The following is a 20618-nucleotide window of genomic DNA, read 5'->3' as shown; positions in this document are numbered from 1 at the left end:
CCTAAACCGACAACATCATGTGATGTCAGCCACTAATGTTGGCCTCAGCTCAACGAGGAGCACCCGACGAAAGGCTCTGACATGTGCAGCCATTCACCCGCCTGCCCTTCCTTCGAGGACACTGACCGCGAGGCCGCCCGCGTCGTCTCCAGCCACCCGGAACAGGGCTGGAGCCTGCTCTGCAACGGCGTCGTCCTCTTCGACGACACCGGCGAACTCCTCCCCGACGGCGCGGTCGTGGCCCCGCACCGCCCCCGGGCCGCCGCCTGACCCCGAGCACTCCCGAGCACGCCGTCCCCGGGTCCATTCCGGACCCACGGCTCAGCCGCCGTCCGGCCAGTGCTCCGGCAGGACGTCCTCACCCATCGCCGCGCTGAGCCGACGTCTGAAGTCGGCGTGCACGGAGGTCCCCCACACCAGTTCGCTCGGTGTGCGCAGGGCCGTCTCCATCGCCGCGCGCAGGGCGGCCGGGCGGGATTCGCCCTCGACGACCGGGACGGCCAGCAGTGCGTGCATCTGGGTGACGACCGCGAACAGCTCGCCCGCCAGCGCGGGAGCGCTGGAGGTGGCCACGGCCTCCTCCAGGTAGTCCTCCCACCACGGCGCCGCGTGTTCGCCACCGTCCTGCGCCGGGTACGCGAAGGGGCGCCGCAGGCGTCCCCGTACGGCGTCCGCCGTGTTCCGGTCACGGCTGTCCAGGCCCGCCCGCCAGACCCGTTCGGCGGCGTCGGGCTCCCCCTTCAGGGACAGCAGGCCGGCGAGCAGTTCCACCGCCGCGCCGGAGGTGCGCGGTTCCGGGCGCGGGCCCGACTCCCCGTCGGACCGTCCGGCGTCCACCACGGAGCCCACGTCCGCGATCGCCCTCTCCAGGTGGGTGGCGGCGCGCAGCATGCGCAGCCCCGGGTCGTCGCCCACGCTGAGACCGCGTTCGACCGCGACGGCGGCGGCGTCCGGCCGTCCCCGTTCCAGGAGCCGACCGGCCAGGTCACGCGCGGCCTCCACCACGGTGGCGGCGTGCAGGCGACTGATCGCCGCGTCGCCGGGCGGCAGCTCCAGGGCCGCCTCCCAGTGCTCCTCGGCCTCGTCCTCCTCGCCGCGCGCCTCGGCCTCGCGCGCCAGTCCGTAACGGGCCACCGCGGCGTGGGCGGGGCCGCCGAGATCGAGCAGGCGCCGCCAGACCCGGACCGCCTCGCCGTGCGCGCCCTCCTGTTCCAGGGAGAGCGCCAGGTGGTGGGCGGCGCGCGGCGCGTACCGGGTGTCACCGGTGGAGAGCGCGCGGCGCGCGGCCTCCCGGGAGGCGGCCAGGTCGCCTCGCTGGTCCTGCACCACGGCCAGGCCGAGCAGCGCCCTCGCCTGGACCCGGGGCGGCGGGTTGGCCGCGACGGCACGCTGGTACAGCTTGGCGGCCCGCTTGAGGTGCCCGTTCTCAGCGAGGTCCTGGGCCTGGTCGCACAGGTCCGGGGCACCCTCCGGCGTCGGCCCGGAGGTGTCCTCGACGTCGTCGGGGTCCGTGGCCCGAGGCTCTGGTTCGGCGGGGTCGGCGGGGCCAGAGCGTGCGGGAGGTCCGGACGTCGTGGTCATTCGTTCCGCTTTCCATGGGGGTGTCGGGCCCGCGCGACGGGGAGCGCGTGCCGCAGGCGTGGCCGCGACCGCTGGGCGGTTCCACGGCTGTGCAAACTCTAACGCGCCGCCCCCGGACGTCGCGGGCGCCCGGTTCGGGTGTCGGCGCGGTGCGCGGCCCGTCGGTTCTCCCCGCACCCCTCGGGGGACGCGGAAGGGGCGCCCCCGCGCGGGTGGGCGCCCCTCACACGTTCACGGAACCCCGGTGGCCCGTGCTCGCCTTCCTACAGCTCGAAGGCCTCCGGCGGCGGGCAGGAGCAGACCAGGTTGCGGTCACCGTAGGCCTGGTCGATCCGGCCGACCGGCGGCCAGTACTTGTCCTGGCGCAGCGAGGGCAGCGGGTAGGCGGCCTCCGCGCGGGTGTAGCCGCGGTTCCACTCGTCGGCGGTGACCGCCTCGGCGGTGTGCGGGGCGCCGCGCAGCGGGTTGTCCTCGGCGTCCCACTCCCCCGAGGCCACGCGGTCGATCTCGCCCCGGATGGAGATCATCGCCTGGATGAAGCGCTCCAGCTCGGCGAGGTTCTCGCTCTCGGTGGGCTCGACCATGAGCGTGCCGTTCACCGGGAAGGACATGGTCGGCGCGTGGAAGCCGTAGTCCATCAGGCGCTTGGCGACGTCCTCGTTGCTGATACCGCTGGCCTTCTGGAGCGGGCGGATGTCGATGATGCACTCGTGCGCGACCAGACCGTTGGCGCCGGTGTAGAGCACCGGGTAGTACGGCTCCAGGCGCTTGGCCACGTAGTTGGCGGAGAGCACGGCGGTCTCGGTGGCGGAGCGCAGGCCGTCGCCGCCCATCATCCGCACGTAGGCCCAGGAGATGGGCAGGATGCCCGCCGAGCCGAACGGCGCGCCCGAGACCGGTCCGACGCCGGTGTGCGGGCCCGCCTCGGGCTGGCCCGGGTGGTTGGGCAGGAAGCCCGCCAGGTGCGAGCGGACCGCGACCGGGCCCACGCCCGGACCGCCTCCGCCGTGCGGGATGCAGAAGGTCTTGTGCAGGTTCAGGTGGCTGACGTCCGCGCCGAACTCGCCCGGCTTGGCCCAGCCGACCAGGGCGTTCAGGTTGGCGCCGTCCACGTAGACCTGGCCGCCCGCCTCGTGGACCAGGCGGCAGACCTCGGTGATGGTGTCCTCGTACACGCCGGCGGTGGAGGGGTAGGTGACCATGATGGCCGCCAGTTCCGCACCGTGCTTGGCGATCTTGGCGCGCAGGTCGTCGAGGTCGACGTTGCCGTCGTCGGCGCAGGCCACCACGGCCACCCGCATGCCCGCCATGACCGCGCTGGCGGCGTTGGTGCCGTGCGCGGAGCTGGGGATGAGGCAGACGTCGCGGTGATCGTCGCCGCGCGAGCGGTGGTAGCCCCTGATGGCCAACAGACCGGCGAGCTCACCCTGGGAGCCGGCGTTGGGCTGGAGGGAGACGGCGTCGTAGCCGGTGACCTCGGCCAGCCACCCCTCCAGGTCGCGGATGAGCGACACGCTCCCGGCCGCCTGGTCGAGCGGGGCGAACGGGTGCAGCCCCGCGAACTCCGGCCAGGTGATGGACTCCATCTCGGCGGTCGCGTTGAGCTTCATGGTGCACGAGCCCAGCGGGATCATCGTGCGGTCCAGCGCGAGGTCGCGGTCGGACAGGCGGCGCATGTAGCGCAGCAGGGAGGTCTCGCTGCGGTGGGTGTTGAACACCTGGTGGGTGAGGTAGTCGACGCCGCGCGCGAGGTCGGCGGGGAGGCGGTCGGCGTCTCCGTCCACGGACACCGGGCCGCGCTCGGCACCCCGGTCGGCCTCCCCGAAGGCGGCGAGCACCTTCTCCAGGTCCTCCACGGTGGTGGTCTCGTCCACGCTGAGGCCGACCGTTCCCTGGTCGACGCCCAGCAGGTTGATTCCGGCCTCCAGGGCGCGCTCGACCACGCGGTCGGCGCTGGGCACGCGCACGCGCAGGGTGTCGAAGTAGGTCCCGTGGAGCACCTCGAAACCGCGCTGGGCGAGTGTGTCGGCCAGGGCCGCCGTGCGGGTGTGGACCTGGCGGGCGATCGCACGCAGTCCGTCGGGGCCGTGGTAGACGGCGTACATCCCGGCCATGATGGCCAGGAGCACCTGGGCGGTGCAGATGTTGCTGGTGGCCTTCTCGCGGCGGATGTGCTGCTCGCGGGTCTGGAGGGCCAGACGGTAGGCGGGCTTGCCCGCGTCGTCCACGGAGACGCCCACCAGGCGACCGGGCAGCTGACGGCGGAGCTTCTCCCCCACCGACATGTAACCGGCGTGCGGGCCGCCGAAGCCGAGCGGGACGCCGAAGCGCTGGGTGGAGCCCACCGCGATGTCCGCCCCCAGGTCGCCGGGGCTGCGCAGCAGGGTCAGCGCGAGGATGTCGGCGGCGACCACGGCCAGGGCGCCGCGCTCGTGCGCCTCCGCGATGACGGCGCTGGGGTCGCGCACCACACCGCTGGAGGCCGGGTACTGGACCAGGACGCCGTAGACGTCTCCCTCCGGCAGGCCCTGGGTGAGGTCCGCGACGACGACCTCGATGCCCAGGGGTTCGGCGCGGGTGCGCAGCACCTGGAGGGTCTGCGGGAAGACGTCGGAGTCGACCACGAAGACGTCGCCCTTGACCTTGCTGACGCGGCGGGCCAGGGTCATGGCCTCGGCGGCGGCGGTGGACTCGTCCAGCAGGGAGGCACCGGTGATGGGCAGACCGGTGAGGTCGGAGACCATGGTCTGGAAGTTGATGAGGGCTTCGAGCCGGCCCTGGGAGATCTCGGGCTGGTAGGGCGTGTAGGCCGTGTACCAGGCCGGGTTCTCCATGATGTTGCGCAGGATGACCGGGGGCGTGAGTGTGCCGTAGTAGCCGCGGCCGATCATCGGGGTGGTGGGCCTGTTGCGCGAGGCAAGGTCGCGCAGTTCCGCCAGCGCCTCGGCCTCACCGATCGCCGCGGGCAGGTCGAGCGTCGCGCTCTGGCCGGGGGCGCTGAGGATGGACGCGGGCACGGCCGCGTTCATGAGATCGGCGGTGGAGCCGTAGCCGACCGTCTTGAGCATCTCGGCGGTCTCGGCGGGGGCGGGTCCGATGTGGCGGTCCGCGAACACCCGGGCGGGGGCGCCCGGGGTGGGGACGTTCGACGGGTCAGGCACGGAGACCTCCTGGTGACAGGGCCGATCGGGTCGGCGGTGTTCCTCACGGTCTCCCCCTCTGTCACCGGGCACGACCGCGCCCAGGCTTCAGAGCGGCCTACTCCGCGCGGTCCATGGTGCCTGAGAGGTTACTGGGGAGTATTGCCCCGTCGGCGCCTCGTTGCCGAGGTCTCTCCCGCGCGGTATCAGCGGCCTGCTGACGCTCTGTATGTGTGTACAAGCAGGGAGAATGTCGGTTTTCATCCCCGTTGTGACTACGACCGTACTCGATCCGGCCCCGTGGCACCGAGTCAGGGCGCACCTTCACCGTGGTCGACGCGCCCGCGCCGGTACCGCGTTCACCCGGTGCGCCGCTCCCGGCGCCGCATGGCCAGCTCGTCCACGACCTGGGGTGCCGCCGCGGGCAGATCCGCTCTCTCCTCGGCCGGGACCACGCCGAGCGCCTCCTCCAGTTCACGGGAGACGTTGGCCAACGCCAGACCGAACATGCCCTGGCCCCGCTGCATGAGGTCGACCACCTCGTCGGGCGAGGTGCACTCGTACACGCTGACGCCGTCGCTCATGAGGGTGATGCGGGACAGGTCGGTGGCGGGGCGGCCGCGCAGGTGGTCGACGGCCGTGCGGATCTGTTGGAGCGATATCCCGGTGTCCAGGAGACGCTTGGCCACCTTCAGCATCAGGATGTCGGGGAGGCTGTACAGCGGAGCGTTGTGGGCACCCGTGCGCACGCTCGGCTCCACCAGGCCGGTCCTGGCCCAGTAGTCCAGCTGTCGATAGGTGATCCCGGCGGCCGTACACGCCGCTGGACCCCGATACCCGACGTCCGTAGGCAGCGCCATCACGTCCTCTTCGCACAGTAGGCCCTGCTGCCCCGCTAGCCGCAGCGCGGACCGCCTGTCATGGTGATCCCGCTTGCCGCTCGCTACCGCCACGCCGACCTCCGGCTTCTCGTCCCACGGCGGCATCGACAGGGGAGTCCACTCAGGGAACGGGCGCGCCGTGGGTTTCACAGCACTGACGGTAGGACGACCGCAGGGCAGCGTCAACGAAGGCGCGCGGCGCGTCGCCAAGTGCGCACACCAAGGAAGCCGCGGTCCCGGCCCCCGCCGGGCCGAAACCCACTGGGCGGTTGTCGACTGCGCCCTCCACGACCATTCCGTTCACCCAATCTATCACCGGTGCGACCCATGAACCCGCAGGTCACGGCCGCGAATAGACGAATCGGGGCCCGCGGAGGGCGAGCCCCGACCGTCTCAGGTACCTCGTTGGCCGAAATCCTCGGGCGAGATGTTGTCCAGAAACTCCCGAAACGCCTCGACCTGGTCCTCCTGCTCGTCCGGGATCGGCATCCCGGCCTCCTCGATCACGTCCTCGTGGGCGTAGATCGGGGTGCCGGTCCGTAAGGCCAGGGCGATGGAGTCCGAGGGGCGCGCGCTGACCTCCACACCGTTGCTGAAGACCAGCTCGGCGTAGAAGATGCCGTCACTCAGCCCGGTGATGTTGACCGTCTCCAGCCCCGTGTCCAACGCGTCCAGGACGTCACGGAACAGGTCGTGGGTGAGCGGGCGCGCGGGCGAGACTCCCTGCTGGGCGAGCGCGATCGCGGAGGCCTCCACCCCACCGATCCAGATCGGCAGGTAGCGGTCCCCCTCGGATTCCTTGAGCAGGACAATCGGTTGGTTCGAGGGCATCTCAACCCGGACGCCGACGACCTCCATGTGTTTCACAGCGGCTCCGTCCCACGAGTCGTCATGCCGGATGGGCGCTCGTCCCTGCTCCCCCGTCGGATCAGGACCCGAGGGCGAAATCGGCACCCTTCGTTACAAAGCTCTCCGGAGGCGGGGGGCCGCAAACCTCCTCGGCACACCCGCCCCCGTCGACCGTGGTCAGCGCGCCGTCATCGGCGCGGCTTGGTCAGCAGGACCATCCGGAACTTGCCGATCTGGATCTCGTCCCCACCGCCCAGCTCGGCCTCGTCCACCGGTTCGCGGTTGACGTAGGTTCCGTTGAGGCTGCCGACGTCACGGACCCCGAAGCCGTTGCCGCGGCGGAAGAACTCCACGTGGCGTCGGGACACGGTGACGTCGTCGAGGAAGATGTCGCTGTTGGGGTGTCGGCCGGCGGTGGTGACGTCGCTGTCCAGCAGGAAGCGACTCCCGGCGTTGGGGCCCCGCCGGACCACCAGCAAGGCGGTCCCGGGTGGAAGCGCGTCGGTGCTGGCGGGATCGTCGCCGCCGAGTTCATCGCCCTGTTCCTCCTCCTCCAGCGCCTGTATACCGGAGATGGAGATGGTCGACGTGACATCCCCAGCGGAGTCACCGCCGGCGTTGGGCCGTGGGCTCTGCTGTTCGGCCCTGCGGACCGGTGTTCCACAGTGGGAGCAGAAACGGGCATCATCCGCAACGGCGTGACCGCACTGCGTGCAGTAAACGCTCGACATAGGTCGGCTCGGCCTCCTACCGCACGGGGCGGTGCTTGATTCGGCTGATCGGTGGCGCGTTCCGGGCGCCAGGCGGGCAACGGGGCCCGCTCACCGTCCGGAACACGGTGAGTCGGTCCACTGTCCACGGTCGCGGCAGCGGTTCGCCTCACACGGTCGGTCGCTAGGTCTCATCCCCCAAGTAGGACTCCTTGTCACCCCCGTTGGATGTCCGCCGTTGCCGGGATTCCGTGGCGGGAGGTGACACGGTGCTTCAGGGAACACTCGACTTTAAACCATATCCCTGTCCAGACAGGGTTTCGCTCCCCCTCGGCCCGCCGCGAACACCCGTCGGGGCGCCCGCGTGGCGGGGTCCGCTCGCGTCGGTGCCCGGGGCACCGCCACGACCGGAGACAGGCCTCATGGGGAGACCCACACCTGTTCTGGAGCAGATGCCCGGCCCGGGCGTTTGGTTCTCCGTCACGCGGGGTGGATTTTCGTGAACTTCCGGCCCCTGCCTCGACCTGCGCCTTCGTCCACTTTATCCCCCGCTCCGCCCCGGGGTGGGAACACCCCGGGGCGCGACCCGGACACGGAACGTGGGCACGGGCGTCACCCTCCGCCCGTGCCCGCGCGCCAGAGGGCGCGGAGCCAGGCCGCTAGCTCTCGGCCCGTTCCACCACGGCGGCCCACTCGTCGAGCAGACTCTGCACCGTGTCCGAATCAGGACCTTCAGCCCAAAGATGGGTCACGGCCTCCGCCGTGTCCGGCAGGACCAGTGCCCAACTGCCGTCGGGCTCGATCACCCGGACACCGTCCGTGGTGTCCAGTTCGCGGTCTCCGGCGGCCTCCACGACCGCGCGCATCACGCTCCCCTTGACCGCCCACGGGGTGGGCACCGAACGGCGCAGGAGGTGCGCCTGAGCGATCGCACGGTCGATCTGGCCGAGCGAGCGCCGGGTCCGCGCCACCAACCCGAGCAGCCGCACGAACGCGGCGATCGCGTCACTGGTCGGACTGAACTCGGGGACCACGAAGCCGCCCCGGCCGTCAGCGGCGAGCACGATCTCCGCGCCCTCCGAGCGCACCGCCTTGGTCAGCTCGTCCGTGGCGGTGGCCGTCCACAGCACCTCGGCACCGTGCGAACGGGCCACCTTCTCCGCCACCCGGGTCGTGGTGACCGGCAGCGCCACCCGGCCTCCGCCGCGTTCGGCGGCGACCAGGTCCAGGACCACCAGCAGTGCGCGGTCGCCGTCCACCAGCTCGCCGTTCTCGTCCACGATGGAGAGCCGCTCGGCCACCGGATCGAAGCGCACGCCGAAGTCGGCGCCGGAGTTGGCGACCAGTTCGCCCAGCCGCTCCAGGTCCCGCATCTTCTTCGCGACGGTGTCGGTGGGCGAGGCCTCGTCCAGCCGGTTGTTCACCGTGAGCACGTCCACGCCGATCCGGCCCAGCAGCGAGGGCAGGATCAGCGAACCCGTGCCGCCGGCGCAGTCGACCACGACCTTGAGCTCGGCCTCGGCCACACCGGACGTGTCCACGGACCGCAGCAGCTCATGGGAGTAGTTCTCCACGTTGCGCGACGGGAAGGACAGCTCACCGATCTCCCCGGGGAAGGCGCGCCGGTACTCGGCTCGGGAGAAGACCCGGTCGAGCTTGCGCTGGGCTCCCGGTGAGAGGTCGGCGCCCTGTCCGTCCAGGAAGATGATGTCCACGGACTCGGGGTCGCCGGGGCTGGTGCGCACGGTGATGCCGCCGCTGACACCGCTCTGCGAGGTGTGGAAGCGCGCCACCGGCAGCGGGACCACCTCCAGGTCCCGCACCTCGATGGCGGCGGCCGTGAGCGCGCTGATGATCGCGCGCTTGAGCGTGCGCGCCGCCCGAGAGACGTCACGGGACGTCGTGACGATCGCGCCCTTCTTGAGCGTGGTCGCGTAGGCGTTGGCCAGCCGCACCGCGAGCTCCGGGGTGATCTCGACGTTGATCAGCCCGGACACGCCCCGGGGACCGAACAGCGAACGCTGCCCGCGCGACTCCCAGATGACGTTGGTGCTGACCACCGCACCGGCCTCGATGGTCTTGAACGGGTACACCTTGACGTCGTTGCTCACGTACGCCTCGGACTCGATGACGCAGTCCTCGCCGACGATCGCCCCCTCCTCGATCCGGGCGGCCGCCATCACGTCGGTGTTCTTGCCGATCACCGTGCCGCGCAGGTTGGCGCCCCGGCCGATGAACACGTTGTCGTGCAGCACCGTGCGGTGGCAGAAGGCCTCGGCCCGGACCACCGTGTTGCTGCCGACCACCGTGTACTCCCGCAGCTCCGCCCCGGCCTCGACCTTGGCGTAGTCACCGACGTAGAGCGGGCCCTTGAGCACCGCGCTGGTGTCCACCTCGGCGCCCTCGCCGACCCACACCCCCGGCGAGACCTCGAAGCCGTCGATCTCGACGTCGACCTTGCCCGAGAGCACGTCCGCCTGGGCGCTGAGATAGCTCTCGTGGGTGCCCACGTCCTCCCAGTAGCCGTCGGCGACGTACCCGTACAGGGGCGCGCCCTCCTCCAGCAGTTCGGGGAAGACGTCGCCGGACCAGTCGACCACCTCGCCCGCGGCGACGCGGTCGAGCACCTCCGGTTCCATGATGTAGATGCCGGTGTTGACGGTGTCGGAGAAGACCTGGCCCCAGGTGGGTTTCTCCAGGAAGCGCTGGATGCGGCCCTGGTCGTCCACGATGATGATGCCGAACTCCAGCGGGTTGGGCACCCGCTTCAGGGCGATGGTGACCTTGGCTCCGCGCTCCTTGTGGAACCGGACCATGTCGGTCAGGTCGATGTCGGTGAGCGCGTCACCGGAGATGACGATGAACGGTTCGCCGCGCAGGTGCTCCTCGGCGTTCTTGACGCTCCCGGCGGTGCCGAGCGGAACCTCCTCCGCGACGTAGTGGAGCTTCATGCCGAGCTCCTCGCCGTCCCCGAAGTAGTTGCGGATGAGCGTGGCCAGGAACTGGACGGTGACCACGGTCTCGGTGAACCCGTGTTTGCGCAGCAGGCGCAGCACGTGCTCCATGATGGGGCGGTTGACCACCGGGAGGAGCGGTTTGGGCTGGTTGGCCGTCATCGGGCGCAGGCGCGTGCCCTCGCCGCCCGCCATCACGACGGCCTTCATGGGGGGTGCGGTGGCCTCACCCGGGGGGACGGGTGCGGAGTCGGGTGCGGTCATCGCGCGCACCCCCGAACGGCGGTGCCGTCAGGAGACGCGGCGAAGGACGGTTTCTCGGAACGCGCACGGTCGCGCGCGGTGGGACATGTTCTCATTGCGGAGACGACACTCCCTTTCGATCCGACAGGACTCTGGTGAGCCGGTCCGCCGGTTCGCTCGGTGGATCAGGGCGCGGTCCGGCCCTGGTCCGGCAGGCCCGGTCCGTCCGAGCCCTCGGGTTCCGCGCCGGGTTCGCCGTCAGCGGTCGCCGGAGCGGACGGATCGGGTCGGTCCACACCGTCGCCGCGTGCGGCGTCGCTGTCCCGGGAACCCCTGGGGGAACCCGTGTGATCATCGCGTTCGTCGCGGCGGGACTGGCCGATCAGACCCAGTCCCTGGACGGCGTAGAGCAGTCCGGCCCACCAGTAGAGAGCCGTTCCCCACAGCGCGAAGGCCCAACCTATAATCCGTGCCACATCTCCGACGATGGACGCGTACCCGGCGAGGAACAGCAGGGGGAACGAGTACAGCAGGCAGAGGGTGGCGGCCTTGCCCGCGAAGTTGACGGGCAGCGGCCCGTAGCCGAAGTGGCGCAGCAGCGGCAGCGCGCCGAGGATGAGGACGTCGCGCAGCACGAGGATGCCCATCAGCCACCACGGGATGATGCCGCGCAGGACCAGACCGAGCAGGGCCGCGAAGATGTACAGGCGGTCCGCGAGCGGGTCGAGGATCTGACCCAGTCTGGTGGCCTGGTTCCAGGCTCGGGCGATCTTGCCGTCCAGCCAGTCGCTGAGCCCGGCCAGGGCGAGCACGAGCAGCGCCCACCAGTCCGCCTGGGGTACCAGGACGAGCCAGAGGAACAACGGCACGCCCAACAACCGGAGCATGCTCAACAGGTTGGGAACCGTCCAGATGCGGTCACTGACCACCGGGCTGGCCACGCTGCCCCCCGCTTCGTGTCTGCCTTCTTGCGCGGATCGCCCCATACCGCCAACGATAACGGGCGGGACCGTCGTTCCCGCCACCCCGCGCCCCGCCGGAACCCGGGGCCCGGAAGGACGTCCGCACGCTGATCGTACCGTGTACGGGCTTCCCCCTGGACCGGGGCGCGACCTGCGGGGACACACACTCCGTCGGTGGTTCAGCCGAGGTCGAGGATGCGGTCGGCCTCCCGCCGTCCGGACAGCAGGGCGCCGTGCACCGTCGCGGAGTGCTCGATCTCGGTGGCCTCCCCGGCGAAGAAGAGGCGGTCCCGGACCGGGTCGCCCAGGGCCACGCGGTCCCCGTCTCCCGCACCGACGGCGGTGAACGAGAACCCGCCGCGCGCGAAGGGATCGTCCATCCAGTGCGTCACGTGGTGGTCCACCGGGTCCGGGGCCTTCCTGAACATGCCGCGCAGGGAGGCCATGGCGTGCTCGACCACGTCACCGTCCTCCATCCCGGCGAGGAACCTGGCCGCGTTGCCGCCGTTGCGGCTGACCAGGATGGGCTGGCCCAGGACGTTCTGTCCGGCGTACCAGTGGAACCAGGTGCCCTCCTCGGTGCCCAGGTGGACCAGGACCTCCGCGTCACCCCAGAAGACGTCGTCGAAGCGCAGGAACAGCTTCTCCAGCCGGCCGTTGCCCAGGCGCGCCAGTGCCTCCCGCTTCTCCTCGGGCAGTTCGGGGGAGAATTCGACCTGCCCGGACTGGAGGACACCGAGGGGCAGGGAGACGAGGACCCGGTCGGCGGTCAGTGTCTCCTCACCGTCGGGTGTGTCCACCCGCACGCCGACCCCCTGGTCGTCGTGGGTGACCCCCAGGACCACGTGCTCCAGGCGGACGTCCAGCCCCCGCGCGAGATAGTCGGTGAGCTGGCTCATGCCGTCCGGGAAGACCACGTCGTCGCCGCTGAACTCGTGCCGCGAGGCGACCGCCGCGAAGGCGACCTCTTCGGCGTCGGCTCCGTGGTCGGCCTCCGCGAACCGGTGAACGATCTCGGCCGCGTCCCTGGCCCGGGAGCGCACGAGGTTGACGTCGTAGAGGGCGTGGTTGATGCCCTCCTCCATCGACTCCTCCGGGCTCGCGCCGACCGTCGCCCAGTACATGTGCTCGTGGAGGAGGTTGACGTCCTCCAGGTTGCGGCGGTGCCGGTCGAACAGGAGCCTGCGGCCCTTGGGGTCGTAGGCGGTCTCGGTGGAGCGGTTGAAGACGGCGGTGCGTGCGCCCGCCTCCTCCACCAGCCGGGACAGCGGGTTGTTCTCCTCGCCGCGCATCCAGGAGGCCCCCACGTCCAGGGTGGATCCCTCCCAGTCGCGCACCGAGTGGATACGGCCTCCGGTGCGGTCCCTGGCCTCGACCACGGTGACGCGTTCACCCTGCTCCGCGAGGCGGTCGGCGGCGGCCAGCCCGGCCATCCCGGCGCCCACGACGATGGTGTGGCCGCGCCCGGGCGCGGCCTCGCGTCCACGCGGCTCGGGCTCGGCACGGGGGGCCTCCCCCTGCTCGTGCTCCTCGCCGGAGACCTCCTCCTCGGTGATCTCCGCGCCCACGTCCTCGCTCATGGCGTCCCCCCTCCGTGTCGGCGGCCCGACACGAGTGACCCTAAGCGCCCGGTCTGTCCCGACCCGGGAGGGACACACCAGAGGACCCCGGCACGGAGCGGTCAGGGTTCGACGTGCGCGGCCAGGTGGGCCAGTGACGAGGCGAGGCCGACCGCGTGGTCCTCGGGTCGGATGCCCGGGGGCACGTCGGTCGCCTCGATCGTCACCGTGGTGCCCTCGGGGACCGGCTCCAGCCGCCAGGTCATGACCATGGCCCCCAGGAAGGCGGGGTCGTCCGACTTGAAGTCGATGACCTGCACGATCCGCTGATCGGGTACGAGTTCGTCGAAACGCACCTCGGTGACGTCGGTGGACTCCGAGGTCTTGCCGTGCCCGGAGTCGGCCTCGCGATAGGTGAGCTCCATCCGGTACCCGCCGCCGGGCCGGGGGTCGAAGTCCTCGATCCGCCCGGACATGCCCTCCGGGGGCAGCCAGGCCTGAAGGGCGGCGCCGTCGGTCAGCGCGCCGTAGACCTCGGACGGCGGCGCCGCGATGGTCCGCTCCGCCCGGTCGACCCGTCCGTTCCCTCGCACACTCATCCGGTCTCCTGCCTCCGCACCGCCCGGTCGGTCCGGGCGTGGGCCACGACTGTAACGCGAGGTGGGGACGGAGCGAGGGAGGTCGGAACGAGGGCGGGCGGGACGGCGGTCAGCGCTCTTCCGACTCACCGCCGTCCCCACGTGCGCGGGCCCGTCCCGTCCTGACCGGCCCGAACGAACGAGTGGTCCCGTCCTGACCACTCCGGGCCCCCGGGTGGCAGAGCCCGGGGTCCACGTCCGCACCGGGGGTCATGGTGTCACCACCGACGCCCCGGCGTCCGTCAGTCAGGAAACCTAGTGCGCAATGCTTTCAGATTTCTTCCGCTCCCGGAGGGGTCAGAGGAGTCGGCCCTCACGGGCGACGACCCGCCCCGCGCGGACGACCGCGTGGCGCGGGGGCAGGTCCACCACGACCTGCGGCAGGCACTCGCCGTCCACCAGCAGGAAGTCCGCGGGCGCACCCACCGCGAAGTCGGCGCGCGGCAGGTCCACCAGGGCCGCCCCGTCGTGCGCCGCCGTGAGGAAGGCGTCCGAGAGCTGCTCGTCGAGCCGTGCGCGCAGCGCCCTGGCCAGCAGGTGGGCGCGGTGCAGCATGTCGGCGTCACCGAACGGGCTCCAGGAGTCACGGACCCCGTCCGAGCCGACGCCGACCCGTACCCCGTGCTCGCGCAGCCGCGCCACCGGAAGCACGCGGGACGGGTCCGGGGCCACCGTGGTGAGCGCGACCCCCGCCTCTCCGAGACCGGCCGCCACGGCCTCGAAGTCGCCGGCCGCCGGGGTCACCCCGAAGGCGTGGCTGACCGCGACGTTGCCGCCCATGTCCAGGGCCCGGGTGCGTTCGATGATCGCCCAGATGGTGCGCGAGCCCACGGATCCGCTGTCGTGCAGATGGATGTCGACCCCCACCCGGTACCGGTCCGCGAGGCCGAACACGAGGTCGAGCTGGCCGTCCAGGTCGTCGTCGAAGCCCTCGGGGTCGATCCCGCCGACCAGGTCGGCGACGCCGGTACGCAGCGCCTCCTCCAGGAGGGCGTCGGTGCCGGGGGCGCGCCGGACCCCGTGCTGGGGGAACGCGACGACGCGCACGTCCAGCGCGTGCTCCAGTCGACGGGCGGCCTCCCGCACACCGTGGAGGCCGTCCAGCCCGTAGGCGGGGGCGATGTCGGCGTGCGCGCGCATCGCCCGGGTACCGCGCGTGACGGCGTGACCCATGAGGCGTTCGGCGCGGTCGGCCACGGGGCTGGGGCAGTTCCGGAAGAACGCGGCGTCCTGTTCACCCAGTTCCGCGATCCCCTTCGCGGGCCGGCGCGACTGCCAGGGCTCCCCCCAGGAGGTCTTGTCCGGGTGGATGTGCGCGTCGACCAGCGTGGGCAGGGCGATCCGCCCGCCGCAGTCGACCACCTCGGCCCCGCCCACGGGGGCGCTCTCGGCCACCACCCCGTCGACCACCACCAGGTCGACGGGGTCGCCGCCCATGGGACGTACGTCGCGGAAGATCGTGGGGGGATTCTGCTGGGTCATGACAGCCTTCCTGGTAGCGGTATACCAAAAATACCGAGGAAGCCGACCCAGGCAAGTGGCCCCTCGGTCGAGGGGCCACTCGGAGGTAGCGTGAACCACGCGTCGGGTCAGGGAGCGTCGTCGGGGCCCCGTGGCGGGAGCCCGTCCTCGTCCTCGAAGTCGATGCGCTCCTTGCGGAGTTCGCCCTCGATGTGCTCCTCACGGGTGACGTCCCGCTTGCGGACGTGGACCTCCTCGACGGGCACCTCCTCCTTCGAGACGACCGGACGCTCCTCGTACAGGGTGAAGGTGCGCTCGTCCTCCTCCATGTGCCCGGGGTCCAGGACCTGGGACGGGTCGGTGATGGGTCGCCGCTCGACCTCCAGTTCCTCGTGGTGCAGCGGGACGGTCTCCTCGAAGCGCTCGGTCTCGACGTGCCTGCGCATCCGCGCCTGCCCGCCCTCGCGGCGCTCGACCCCGATGTCCACCCGCTCCTCATGGCGCAGGACGGAGAGGTCGTCGGTGTCGCGGGACCCGCCGAGGCGCTCCTCGCCGTGGTACCGGTCCAACGGGTCACCGGCCTGCGGCTCGTCTCCCCGCCCCTCACGCGGGTCCGCGAAGTCACCGTGGCCGCCTGTCCCCGCGGGCACGCCCGCGGCCGTGGTCTGGTGGCCCGGGCCGGCCGCCCCGGCGTCCGGGTCCGCGGTCCTGGTGTCGCCCTCCCCCTGGGCCTGCCGGGGGAAGCCACCCTGTCGCGCGAAGTAGTCGCGGACGAGGGCCTCGTCCTCCGGGGTGATGTGCCGCTCGGCGTCGACCTGTGGAGCGTCCTTGACGACCCCCTTGTCGTAGGGGACCTGGATGTCCTCCTCCACGGGTCGCGCCCCCTGGAGCGGAACGAGGGTCTCCCGCATGCCGAACAGCCCGGTGTGGACCGACACCCAGCTCGGTTCCCCGGTGCTGTCGTCGAGGAACACCTGCTTGATCTTCCCCACGTTGGTGCCCTCGGCGTCGAGCACACGGTGGCCGACGAGGTTCTCTGGTACGAGTTCGCCTGTCACGGGGCCTCCCTCCCTGTTCACGGAACGGGACGTGTGCCCCGTACTCGCCGGGCCCGTACCCCCGGCACGGAGCCCGCAAAGGCCCCGCGGTCACTCCCTGAACAAGGAAGTGCCAGCCATAAGACCCCACTTGGCCGGGGCCGACTCTCGCGAACCCCACATGACGTCCCATGGCACGGCTCTTGACGTCGGCGCACCCCGAACACGAAGAAGCGCCCACCGCCCTCCAGCTGTCGCGCTTCGCGTTCGGGAGGCACGATGAGCCGCTGGTCCTCCGCCAGGACACGGTGGAGAGCCCCTGAGACGACGACGCGTGTGGTGTGCTGGAAAGCATGGATGAGGATCGGCGCGAAGCTGGCAACGAGGGCTCCGAGCGACACCGGACGTTGTCCGACACACTCGCTGCGGCCGACATCAAACGGTTGGTGCGCGCGTCGCGTGAGGGTGATGGGGACGAAGCGGAACGGATCCGCCGAAGGCACCTGAAAGTGTAGTCCGCTTACGGCCAGAAGCCTTAGCGGGCAGGGGTTCCCGTGTTAGTTTCAGGCTCCGCGGAACGTTCTCCCCAGGCCTGATCGGAGCACCATGGAGCTGGAACTGCTCGCGACCGACGACAAGTCCGGCGGCAAGGGCTGCCCCTCCGTCTACATCAGTGACACCGGCGAGTTCGTCGTCCAGGGGGCCGGGCTCGCTGACGCCGACTTCGCGAAGCTGGCCCATCCGCTGCCCGGTGAGACCGCCGTACGCATCTCGCCCGAGATCGTGCTCGCCGCCGTCGATCAGTACCGGCGGAGGGGTGTGTGACCCCTCCGAAAACCGGTTCCCGCCCACTGCGAGAAGGCGAGTTCGATCGCTTCTTCGAGGAGTGCCGCTACACCGCCTTCCGGTTGGAGACGCTCCAGGTCTACGACGTCGGCTATGAGGAGGAGGCCTTTCGGCGTTTTCTGGCCGACGGGGAGAGGATCTCCACCGCGTCCCACCGGGAGTGGACCCGCATCGTCGGGAGCGGACGACGCTTCCGCCGTGTCCACGTGGTCACCGAACCCCTCACCGAGTACCTGCGGTTCGAGAGTGTGTGCGCCTACCGCGCCAGTGTCGAAGCGGGCGAGGACGTCAACATCCTGCCCGTCGACGAGGGATCCTGGCCGAAGGGCATCCCTCGATTCGACTACTGGCTGTTCGACTCGGAGCGTCTGGTGCGCATGAACTACACCACGGACGGAACCATGCTCACCCCTGAACTGGTGACCGCCCCGGAGGAGGTCGTGCGGGCCAACGCCGTACGCGACCGGGCGCTGCACGTGGCCACACCCTTCCCTGAGTACGAGAAGCGTTTCGACGCGGATATGCGGCCTCTGTGACGGACACCGAGAACCGTGCGACCACCAACACCGCGCACGGCTCCCCGGAGGCCCTGTTGCAGACGGGAGCCGTGCACGGGGATGTCCACATCACCTCGAAACCCGCCCGTGCCGTCGCCGCTCCACGTCAACTTCCGCACCTCAGCAGGGTGTTCGTGGATCGCGAGCATCACCTGCGGCGATTGGACGCACTGACGGCCCAGGCGTCAGGGCGGAGTGTCCCGGTCGCGATCCTGGCCGGGCCACCAGGCGTCGGCAAGACCGCCTTGGCCGTGCACTGGGCGCATCGGTCACGTGTCCGGTTTCCGGACGGGGATCTCTACGTCAGCATGCACGGCCACGCCCCCGGACCGCGTGGGCAAGCCGCCCAGGCGCTCGACTCGATCCTGAGAGCCCTCGGGGTGCGTGCCGACCGCATACCCCTGGACATGGACGGCCGCTCGGCGCTGTACCGATCCGAGGTGCACGGCCAGCGCCTTCTGGTGGTCATCGACGACGTACTCGATCCGGCACAGGTGCGGCCTCTGCTGCCCGCCTCGACCGGAAGCATGGTGGTGGTGACCAGCCGAAGCACGCTACCCGGACTGGTCGCTCGCGAAGGAGCGGAGCGCCTGCTCCTGGGGGCACTCCCGCTCGTCGAATCCGTGGACCTGCTTCGAGGAGCGGTGGGAGCCCGGGTGGACTCCGAACCGGAGGCCGCGCGCAGCCTGGTCGAGCACTGCGCCCGCCTGCCGCTGGCCCTCAGAGTGGCGGCGGAACGGCTCGTCGACCGGCCGGACACAGCGCTGATCGAGCTGGTCGACGAGCTGGCGGCCGAGGAATCCCGTCTGGACACTCTCGCGGAGGAGGACGAGTTGAGTGACCTGCGTTCCGTGATGAGCGCCTCCTACCAGGGCCTGGACGCCGGCACCGCACGATTCTTCCGCTCCCTGGGACTGCATCCGGGGCCGGAGTTCTCCGTCGCGGCAGCTGCCGCGCTCACCGGTGTCCCGGGTGCCGAGGCCCGCAGGCTGCTGGATCGACTGAGACGAGCCAACCTCGTGGAACGCCCGCACGTCGACCGCTATCGCCTCCACGACCTGGTGCGTCTGTTCGTCGTGGAACGGGTGCGTGCCGAGGACGGACTCCCAGCGATTCCCGAGAGCATCGGGCGGCTGGCTCGGTGGTACGTCCATGCCGCCTCCCGGGCCCAGCTGGCCGAGCACCCGCACTTTCCCGTCGTACCCGGTGGTGAGGCTCCTCAGGAGCTACCCGACTTCACCTCTCCCGAAGAGGCCCTGTCGTGGTTCGAGGCAGAGCGCACGAACCTGATCGCCGTGACAACGGCCGCCTTCGACCACGGTCAGTACGGTGTCGCCTGGCGCCTGCCCGCCAGTGTCTACCCTCTGTTCGAAGTCCACCGGCACTGGCACGCGTGGGTGGACCTGCACAGGGTCGGTCTGAGAGCGGCGGAGAAAGCCGGGAGTCCCTTCGGGTTGGCCCGCAACCATCTGGGGATGGGCGACGCCCTGTGGCTCTTGGAGGACCTCGACGAAGCCGAACACCACTACCGGACGGCCCTGGCGAGCGGTGACTCCTGGGTGCGGGGGTTCGCGCTCCGGCAACTGGCTCTGGTGGCCTGGCAGAGCGGCGAACGGGGGCCCGGCACCGTGGAGAGGATGGAGCGCTCCCGTGCGATCTTCCGGGAGGCGGGAGAGCGGCGGGGCGAAGCCATGTCCCTGCTCGGTCTGGCGGATTTCCGCGCCGATCTGGGCAGCTGGGAGGAGGCTCTCAGCCTCTGCCGAGCGGCGGTCGACGCCTTCGAGGAGATCGACGCCGAATGGAGCGAGGCCTGGGCCCGCTGTTCCCTGGGACGGATCCTCACCGGCACGGGCAGGGCCGCGGAAGCCACCCTTGAGTACCGATCGGCCATCGCCGCATTCGACAGGTACGAGGACTCCGACAGCCGAGCCGTGGCACTGCGCGGCCTGGGCAGGTCCCACGTCGAGCTGGGCGAACCGGAGCGGGCGCGTGAGGTCTGGACAGCCGCCCTGGACTATCTCAGGGACCACGACGATCCGCGTACCCCTGAGGTGGAGGAACAGCTGAGAGCCCTGGACACCTGAGAGACGACGCGGCGCCCGCACCTGGTTCGGGTGCGGGCGCTCGGGACGGTCAGACCTTGCGGTGCTGGGGCACCCACACGCCGTCCTCGACGGTGTAGTCACCGAAGAGCGCGGGGGCCTCCTCCTTCAGAGTCTCGCCGATGAGGTTGAACAGGAGGCGGATCTCCTCCTCCGCTCCGGGAGCCGTGCGGGCCTCCAGGGTGTGCCGCAGCGTGCGCACGTTGGCGGTCCACACCAGGCCGGTCGCCACGCCCTCGGGGGCGAAGCGGCGCATGAAGGAGGTCTTGTGCTTCTTCTCCGCGAACTTCACGCCCTCGTCGTCCAGGCCGAAGTGCTCCGCCATCCAGAACTGGAACTCCTCCATCTGCTGGAGCATCGCCGTGGCGCGCTCCATCAGCTCGGGGTCCTCCTCGGCCCACTCCGGGAACCAGAACGGCAGGTCGGTCAGGCGCACGAACCGCAGGGACTCCTGCGAGACGGCCACACCGGGGCGGTGTCGGATGAGCTCGTGGGTGAGCACCCGCGAGACGTTGTGCAGCACGAAGCTGAAGCTGACGTGCTCCAGCACCGAACCGTGCAGGCTCGCCAGGATGTTGCCCAGGTAGGCGTCCTGGTCCTTGCGCACCCGGGTGACGTTCGGGTTCAGGCCCGGCTCCCACGAGCGGTAGCACAGGCGCCCAGCGAACTCCGCGAGGTTCTGGGGGTCGTTGAGGTGGGCGTCCAGCTCACCCCGGTCGAACCGCTCCAACCACGCCTCGCCGCCGACCTCCTTGAGGTAGTCGGTGATCGCGTCGTAGTCCACCTGCGGACGTGCAACCAGGCGGACCTGGGGCTCGACCTTCTTCACGGCACCCTCTCCTAGCAACTCCCCCGCCCAGGGCACGCGTCATGGCCGCGACCAGGGATTCCGGAGCACGGGAGCGTGTGTGGGGCGGGGCCGATTGACCTCCCCCGAGGGTACACGTCCCGTTGCTTCGCCGTGGTCGGTCCGGAGCCGGGCCGACGAGCCGAGGGGCCGGGGGGGGGGCCCCCCCCCCCCGGGGGGGGGGGGCCCCCCCCCCCCCCCCCGCGAGAAAAAAAAAAAAAGAAGACACACCACCAAAAAAAGTATAATAA

General features: G+C 70.8%; 17 protein-coding genes and 1 riboswitch. Of the genes, 5 read left to right on the top strand and 12 right to left on the bottom strand.

Annotation, left to right across the window (positions count from 1 at the left end; all coding sequences use genetic code 11):
• Window positions 1-81: 81 nt before the first annotated feature.
• Window positions 82-270 carry a DUF5999 family protein gene (locus ACFW3L_RS22725; protein ID WP_378743644.1) on the top strand — a complete coding sequence of 63 codons (189 nt, stop codon included), beginning with the start codon at window positions 82-84 and terminating at the stop codon, window positions 268-270.
• Between the two features lie 51 nt (window positions 271-321).
• Here ACFW3L_RS22725 and ACFW3L_RS22720 read toward each other — a convergent pair whose 3' ends face one another.
• The 11 genes from ACFW3L_RS22720 to ACFW3L_RS22670 form a co-directional block, all read right to left on the bottom strand.
• Window positions 322-1581 (bottom strand): tetratricopeptide repeat protein, encoded by a 1260-nt coding sequence (locus ACFW3L_RS22720; protein ID WP_378743631.1) that lies wholly within the window; start codon window positions 1579-1581, stop codon window positions 322-324.
• Between the two features lie 263 nt (window positions 1582-1844).
• Window positions 1845-4742: an aminomethyl-transferring glycine dehydrogenase gene (gcvP, locus tag ACFW3L_RS22715; protein ID WP_378743620.1), complete on the bottom strand. Its 2898-nt coding sequence runs from the start codon at window positions 4740-4742 to the stop codon at window positions 1845-1847.
• Between the two features lie 97 nt (window positions 4743-4839).
• Window positions 4840-4930: riboswitch (glycine riboswitch) on the bottom strand.
• 150 nt (window positions 4931-5080) lie between these two features.
• Window positions 5081-5581 (bottom strand): MerR family transcriptional regulator, encoded by a 501-nt coding sequence (locus tag ACFW3L_RS22710; protein WP_378743609.1) that lies wholly within the window; start codon window positions 5579-5581, stop codon window positions 5081-5083.
• A gap of 414 nt (window positions 5582-5995) precedes the next feature.
• Window positions 5996-6469: a bifunctional nuclease family protein gene (locus ACFW3L_RS22705; RefSeq protein WP_378743599.1), complete on the bottom strand. Its 474-nt coding sequence runs from the start codon at window positions 6467-6469 to the stop codon at window positions 5996-5998.
• Between the two features lie 170 nt (window positions 6470-6639).
• Window positions 6640-7182, bottom strand: a complete 543-nt coding sequence (locus ACFW3L_RS22700) for an FHA domain-containing protein (RefSeq protein WP_049566369.1) — start codon at window positions 7180-7182, stop codon at window positions 6640-6642.
• A gap of 638 nt (window positions 7183-7820) precedes the next feature.
• A complete protein-coding gene (locus tag ACFW3L_RS22695) occupies window positions 7821-10325 on the bottom strand; it encodes a sugar phosphate nucleotidyltransferase (protein WP_378744369.1) in 2505 nt (834 codons plus the stop codon).
• A 218-nt stretch (window positions 10326-10543) separates the two neighbouring features.
• The gene (locus tag ACFW3L_RS22690; RefSeq protein ID WP_378744359.1) at window positions 10544-11299 is read right to left on the bottom strand and encodes a CDP-alcohol phosphatidyltransferase family protein; all 756 of its coding nucleotides are present in this window, start codon (window positions 11297-11299) and stop codon (window positions 10544-10546) included.
• Between the two features lie 200 nt (window positions 11300-11499).
• A complete protein-coding gene (locus tag ACFW3L_RS22685; RefSeq protein WP_378743545.1) occupies window positions 11500-12900 on the bottom strand; it encodes a flavin monoamine oxidase family protein in 1401 nt (466 codons plus the stop codon).
• Between the two features lie 101 nt (window positions 12901-13001).
• Window positions 13002-13478 carry an SRPBCC family protein gene (locus tag ACFW3L_RS22680; RefSeq protein WP_378743536.1) on the bottom strand — a complete coding sequence of 159 codons (477 nt, stop codon included), beginning with the start codon at window positions 13476-13478 and terminating at the stop codon, window positions 13002-13004.
• A gap of 336 nt (window positions 13479-13814) precedes the next feature.
• The gene (locus tag ACFW3L_RS22675; protein ID WP_378743527.1) at window positions 13815-14999 is read right to left on the bottom strand and encodes an amidohydrolase; all 1185 of its coding nucleotides are present in this window, start codon (window positions 14997-14999) and stop codon (window positions 13815-13817) included.
• 107 nt (window positions 15000-15106) lie between these two features.
• Window positions 15107-16036, bottom strand: a complete 930-nt coding sequence (locus ACFW3L_RS22670) for a PRC and DUF2382 domain-containing protein (RefSeq protein WP_378743526.1) — start codon at window positions 16034-16036, stop codon at window positions 15107-15109.
• Window positions 16037-16206: 170 nt separating this feature from the next.
• Between ACFW3L_RS22670 and ACFW3L_RS22665 the strand changes: the two genes are divergently transcribed.
• From ACFW3L_RS22665 to ACFW3L_RS22650, 4 genes are all read left to right on the top strand, one after another.
• A complete protein-coding gene (locus tag ACFW3L_RS22665; RefSeq protein ID WP_378743525.1) occupies window positions 16207-16338 on the top strand; it encodes a hypothetical protein in 132 nt (43 codons plus the stop codon).
• A 283-nt stretch (window positions 16339-16621) separates the two neighbouring features.
• A complete protein-coding gene (locus tag ACFW3L_RS22660) occupies window positions 16622-16840 on the top strand; it encodes a hypothetical protein (RefSeq protein WP_378743524.1) in 219 nt (72 codons plus the stop codon).
• Window positions 16837-17397: a DUF6879 family protein gene (locus ACFW3L_RS22655; protein WP_378743523.1), complete on the top strand. Its 561-nt coding sequence runs from the start codon at window positions 16837-16839 to the stop codon at window positions 17395-17397. The genes ACFW3L_RS22660 and ACFW3L_RS22655 overlap by 4 nt, the downstream gene beginning before the upstream one ends.
• A complete protein-coding gene (locus ACFW3L_RS22650; protein ID WP_378743522.1) occupies window positions 17394-19502 on the top strand; it encodes a tetratricopeptide repeat protein in 2109 nt (702 codons plus the stop codon). The genes ACFW3L_RS22655 and ACFW3L_RS22650 overlap by 4 nt, the downstream gene beginning before the upstream one ends.
• Window positions 19503-19551: 49 nt before the next feature.
• Here ACFW3L_RS22650 and thyX read toward each other — a convergent pair whose 3' ends face one another.
• Window positions 19552-20349, bottom strand: a complete 798-nt coding sequence (gene thyX / locus ACFW3L_RS22645) for an FAD-dependent thymidylate synthase (RefSeq protein ID WP_378743521.1) — start codon at window positions 20347-20349, stop codon at window positions 19552-19554.
• Window positions 20350-20618: the final 269 nt, after the last annotated feature.

The sequence above is a fragment of the Nocardiopsis sp. NPDC058789 genome (assembly GCF_042745575.1).
GTDB lineage: Bacteria > Actinomycetota > Actinomycetes > Streptosporangiales > Streptosporangiaceae > Nocardiopsis > Nocardiopsis eucommiae.
Note: the sequence above shows the minus strand (reverse complement) of the source record. Positions and strands in the feature narration are given on the sequence as shown.